Source organism: Deltaproteobacteria bacterium (assembly GCA_019309545.1).
GTDB lineage: Bacteria > Desulfobacterota > Desulfobaccia > Desulfobaccales > Desulfobaccaceae > Desulfobacca_B.
Window position 1 is genome coordinate 1 of the sequence record JAFDGA010000070.1, and the last position, 3,295, is coordinate 3,295.

Here is a 3,295-nt window from a genome sequence, read left to right on the forward strand (position 1 = left end):
TACTCAACCTGTTCATCTTTTCGGAGCGAATAAACGCGCTCCTTGATCAATCCCATACTGAGCAAGGAAATCCAGCCCCCCAGATAAATCCGCAAACGTTCCCGCCCCAGACTCCGCGCCCATAAACACAAAGGCGGACATTTGGAACCGTCTTCCTGTGAAAACCCCGGGAGGCCTTGGGGCCAGAGCACCCCTCGGCTATAAAGACGATAACTTTTGGTCTGCCCGCTGGCACTATCTATGGTTACCCCGCCAATAACCTTGGTAGCGGAAAGCAACCAGATGGCCAAGGCCATAAGCCACAGAATTATCATGCTTAAAATTGCCAGCCCCAGATAGTATAGGCGGGTGGACCACGGCCAGGCCTTAGAAATATAAAAGTCGATCACCTGGACCTGGGGGCCAGAGCCCTTGAAGGCTACCGGCAGTCGGGGAGTCCCTGCCAGTTGCACGGCCAGTCGATAGGAGCCGGGAGTCCAGCAGTATTGGGGTAAGACCCCGTAAAAATAGCTTTTCCGCTGGTCATTCTGAGAAAGCCAGATCGTGGGGCCGCTCTCCTGATCGGGGCTGTGGAGAAGTTTGGCCAGAATCAAATAATTGGGGTGTTCAATAAATTCTTTCTGAGGATCAGTCTTATGCCCGTCCCGCTCCAGGAGGGCTTCTACCACCAACTCTTGACTGCGGCCATAATGGGTTAACGGCTGGGGTTTTTGAATATCTAAATACGGCGCAGATTGCACAAAGGTTTTCACCGTGTGGGAGGTTTGGAACCGATCTCCGCCTTTCACCGTCAAAATAATGGTATATTCTCCGGCCTCGGTAGTCTTCACGGCTTGGTTACTGTAATACACCTGGCCGACTTTAGAGCCGCGTGGGAAATCTACCACCTGTTCTTTCCGACCGGGGCTGATTACCCGGGCCATAAATCCCAGGGGATAATCCGGCAATTCTTTAATCTCCTGGCCATTCGCTTTTAAAAACACCGCTTTTAAATAAATCTCTTGTCCCATGGGCCAGAAGGCTCCGGGTTGCAGCAAGGTAAGCCGAAACGGGATCGGGTTGCGGAACACGGTAACCTGGCCCTGACCAGAGATTATCCGATACTTCCAGTGCCCGGGAGTTGGATCCTGGACCCGGAAAATGGCATATTTGGCCTCTTTGGTCACAGATACCCCCGGATCCTTGGCTTTCAGAAGACTGCCATCTGGCCGGTAAATCGCCAATTTTATTCGGGGATCATAAAATATGTGGAATTCCAAACAATCCAGATATGGTTGCACCTCGAAAGTCTTTTCTTGCTGCACTCTGTCCGGGGTTACCTGGGGGATCTCCAGAATCCGTTGCAGGGTTTGATTGAAAGTGGTGTATAGGTCCGGCATCCGGGTGATGGTGACTACGTGATATTGGCCGACAATTCTCTGCCAATCCGACACTGTCTGCTGAAACCGGTCCTTAAAGTGGGGATTATCTAACCCCACCACATAAAACTCGGCCCCCGGCAACTCTTGTCGCACCTGATGCGCAATCTCTTGGAAATATTTTTTAAGGGGTAACTTACGGGCATCATCCGGCTGCCCATCGGTGAATAACACTACCACCAGGCGGCGAGGATGTCTACCTGGAGGGGTCTGGTCATAGAGTTGTTTCACTTTTTGGAGGGCGGCGACGATATTGGTATATCCCCGGTGAATATCAGTCGGTGAGGCCAGGGCCTGAACCATTCGATCGGCATTGCCAGGAGTTACTTCTATTAAAGGCGTGCCCTGAGCCCGGGTGGCAAAATGTACAATGGCCACCCGATGGGGGCCTTCCGGAGGGGAGCGCTTCACCAGTAAATTCTGAAGGAGATACTTCCCGGCTTCGTAACGCACTCCCTCTGGGTCCGAGCCCCGGCGCCCGATCATACTGCCGGACTCATCCAGCAACAGGTAGACATCCAATCCCGGAGTCGGAGTAGGCTTCCCCAGAGCAATAGTAGCTTTCTCAGCCACCCGAGAAGCCTCCGGGGTATTTTTGTGGGAACAACCACTCAAAAATAAAAATCCCCCCAGGCCGCATAATAGCACTAGGAACCAGGTATTCGACCTTAACTTAAAATTACCGCACATCTTAAATCCACCTCCGCCACAGCAAGCGGATCAGCCTTATCGGAAGGCTAAACAATCCAACGGTTAAATTAAACAATAAAATAAAGCCATTTTTTAGCAGATCATAGATGAAATTCCCCAGCACCTCGCGGAATAGCTCCGCTCCCAGAACCAGCCGCAACAATATTACTAATGCCACCGGCAACAAGACGATCAGAACCAACTGCTGCTGCACGGCCGGCAGTTGCACCCACCACTGGTGTCCGGCGGCATATAACATCCCCAGAATTATCGGCAAGATTAAGATCCGAGCCAGAATCTTGGGTAATCTACTGACCCGAATCAGGCCCAGTATCACCCCGAAACCCACTAACATTATCAAAAGTTGCTTGATGGCCGTAATTAGTTCAGTCTGTTCCAAGGTTTCTCAATATCTGGAAGGTTCAACCAAAGCATTAAGGCATTATTTAGAACCTTGATCTTAAGCTTCAACTATCAACTTCTGTTAATCATTGTAAATCTGGGCCAATGCCGGGTCAAGGAAAATGATGAGCGGGTTAGAGTCGGCTTTCGGTGGCCATCTGCGGAACTGGTCTGATCAACCGCCCTCTGTATCATTTCCCGCTCTAGCCTCTAACCCCCGGGCCACCTCAAGCCATTGTTGGCGTTGGGCTTCCGGTAGATGTGGGTGCTCGACCATTAGCTGCATCAGATCATTTAATTCCCTGATCGCCCCCGGGGTCAATCGGCCATCGCCGAGAGCGGCCCGGACCGCTGATAAAGCCTGTTTGCCAAGTTTTTCCAGGGCCTTGACGTCGCGGTATTTTTTAAACAGCAGGAAAGCAATGTAGTATGTCATAAAAAGACCAGCCCTCTGCCAGAACCGGCCTTCGAACACCAGGCGCTCCCGGATTTCGATCGCCTGATCATAATCGCTCAGGGCCCCGGCCAGGTCCTGGAGAACCCATTTGGCTACTCCCCGGTTCATATACGCCTGGGCCAGGTGGTTTTCATCTAGCAGGCGGCCCTGTTGTCTTAATCTCTCCCGGATTTCGATCGCCTGATCATAATCGCTCAGGGCCCCGGCCAGGTCCTGGAGAACCCTTTTGGCTACTCCCCGGTTCATATACGCCTGGGCCAGGTGGTTTTCATCGAGCAGGCGGCCCTGTTGTCTTAATCTCTCCCGGATTTCGATCGCCTGATCATAA

3 protein-coding genes are annotated in these 3,295 nt (G+C 52.0%); all 3 read right to left on the minus strand.

What is annotated here, in order from left to right; genetic code table 11:
• The coding region (locus JRG72_11555) for a VWA domain-containing protein (GenBank protein MBW2135839.1) at window positions 1-1,991 on the minus strand (1,991 nt) is incomplete at its 3' end.
• A gap of 118 nt (window positions 1,992-2,109) precedes the next feature.
• Entirely contained in the window at window positions 2,110-2,508 is a 399-nt protein-coding gene (locus tag JRG72_11560; GenBank protein MBW2135840.1) for a hypothetical protein, read from the minus strand.
• A 177-nt stretch (window positions 2,509-2,685) separates the two neighbouring features.
• A partial coding sequence (locus tag JRG72_11565; GenBank protein MBW2135841.1) for a tetratricopeptide repeat protein occupies window positions 2,686-3,295 on the minus strand: 610 nt, incomplete at its 5' end.